Source organism: Acidovorax sp. KNOB132 (assembly GCF_057541515.1).
The window spans coordinates 1-886 of sequence record NZ_BAAJYT010000592.1 but is presented as its reverse complement, the minus strand read 5'-3'; the positions used below and the strand labels follow the sequence as shown (position 1 = coordinate 886).

The window sequence follows — 886 nt, the reverse complement described above, 5'->3', positions numbered from 1 at the left end:
GCTGGCGCCGCAGGCGATGCGCGGCGCCAGGCCGGGCAGGCCGTACTGGGCCGGCGCGCGCGTGGCGGCCACCAGGCGCACGACGTACTGCAGCAGCGACGGGTCTACGTAGACCGTGCGGCACTCGGCCTGCAGCGCGGCGAGCTGGCCGGTGGTGGCCACGGCGGCCACCTGCACGGCGGGTGCGAGCGCGCGCTGGGCGATCACGAACTCTTCCTCTTCGCTTGGGTAGCCCACGAGCACCTTCATCATGAAGCGGTCCACCTGCGCTCGGGCAGCGCGTAGGTGCCCTCGGTCTCGATGGGGTTCTGCGTGGCCATCACCAGAAAGGGCTCGGGCACGCGGTGCGTCTCGCCCGCGATGGTCACCTGGCGCTCCTGCATCACCTCCAGCAGCGCGCTCTGCACCTTGGCGGGCGCGCGGTTGATCTCGTCGGCCAGCAGCAGGTTGGTGAACACGGGGCCGCGCGTGGTGCTGAACTCGCCCGTGCGCTGGTTGTACATGCGCGTGCCCACCAGGTCGGCGGGCACCAGGTCGGGCGTGAACTGGATGCGCTTGAACTGGCCCTGCACGGTGCTGGCCAGGGTCTTGACGGTGAGCGTCTTGGCCAGGCCGGGCACGCCCTCGACCAGCAGGTGGCCCTGCGACAGCATGGCCACCATCACGCGCTCCAGGAAGCGGTCCTGCCCGACCACGACGCGCTTGACCTCGTAGAGGATCTGCTCCATCAGCGTGGCGGTCTGCGGTGTGGCGTGTTCCATGGCTGTCCTTTTTGATGCGTTATCGAGGAGGCGGCAAGTGCAAAGGCCCATGCACTGGCGGGCGCTGTCCCTTCCGAAGGCCGCGGAGCAGGCCGCGCCAGCAGACGCCGCCCAAGGGCCGCCCC

At 70.3% G+C, this 886-nt stretch carries 1 pseudogene; it reads right to left on the bottom strand.

From position 1 onward, the window contains the following. Nucleotides 1–761, bottom strand: a pseudogene (locus AC27IO_RS24875) (AAA family ATPase); the annotation flags it as partial. Nucleotides 762–886 lie beyond the last annotated feature (125 nt).